The organism is Priestia sp. 10L35, from assembly GCF_056395685.1.
The window spans coordinates 1-717 of the sequence record NZ_JBFTKA010000044.1 but is presented as its reverse complement, the minus strand read 5'-3'; the positions used below and the strand labels follow the sequence as shown (position 1 = coordinate 717).

4 tRNA genes and 1 rRNA gene are annotated in these 717 nt (G+C 47.7%); all 5 read left to right on the top strand.

The features are described 5' to 3' along the window. Positions 1-70 precede the first annotated feature (70 nt). The 5 genes from AC1DEF_RS29070 to AC1DEF_RS29050 all read left to right on the top strand — a co-directional run bounded on the left by AC1DEF_RS29070 (position 71) and on the right by AC1DEF_RS29050 (position 647). Positions 71-147, top strand: a tRNA-Met gene (locus AC1DEF_RS29070). 20 nt (positions 148-167) lie between these two features. Continuing rightward, positions 168-283: ribosomal RNA gene (gene rrf / locus AC1DEF_RS29065) — 5S ribosomal RNA — on the top strand. Between the two features lie 122 nt (positions 284-405). Then, positions 406-481, top strand: a tRNA-Val gene (locus AC1DEF_RS29060). 7 nt (positions 482-488) lie between these two features. Beyond that, positions 489-561, top strand: a tRNA-Lys gene (locus AC1DEF_RS29055). Between the two features lie 9 nt (positions 562-570). Continuing rightward, positions 571-647, top strand: a tRNA-Arg gene (locus AC1DEF_RS29050). Positions 648-717 lie beyond the last annotated feature (70 nt).

Genomic DNA, 717 nt, shown 5'->3' with positions numbered 1-717 from the left:
ATGGTAGTTGGGACTTTGTCCCTGTGAGAGTAGGACATCGCTAGGCATTTTTATTTTGCTTTTTTATCATCGCGGGGTGGAGCAGTTCGGTAGCTCGTCGGGCTCATAACCCGAAGGTCGCAGGTTCAAATCCTGTCCCCGCAACCAACTAATTATTGAGATACAGGTCTGGTGGCGATAGCGAAGAGGTCACACCCGTTCCCATACCGAACACGGAAGTTAAGCTCTTTAGCGCCAATGGTAGTTGGGACTTTGTCCCTGTGAGAGTAGGACGTTGCCAGGCAATTCAATGATAAGGACCCTTATTAACCTCTTGTAAAAGAGTATAGGGGTTTTTTATTTGGAACATTCTATTATAAGTAATGAAAACAACGCTGTTTATAGCGCTTATATAGATTTTTTTTTGGAGGATTAGCTCAGCTGGGAGAGCACCTGCCTTACAAGCAGGGGGTCGGCGGTTCGATCCCGTCATCCTCCACCATTTTTTCGAGCCATTAGCTCAGTTGGTAGAGCATCTGACTTTTAATCAGAGGGTCGAAGGTTCGAGTCCTTCATGGCTCATTTTAAKAAGCGCCCGTAGCTCAATTGGATAGAGCGTTTGACTACGGATCAAAAGGTTAGGGGTTCGACTCCTCTCGGGCGCGCCATRAACGGGAAGTAGCTCAGCTTGGTAGAGCACTTGGTTTGGGACCAAGGGGTCGCAGGTTCGAATCCTGT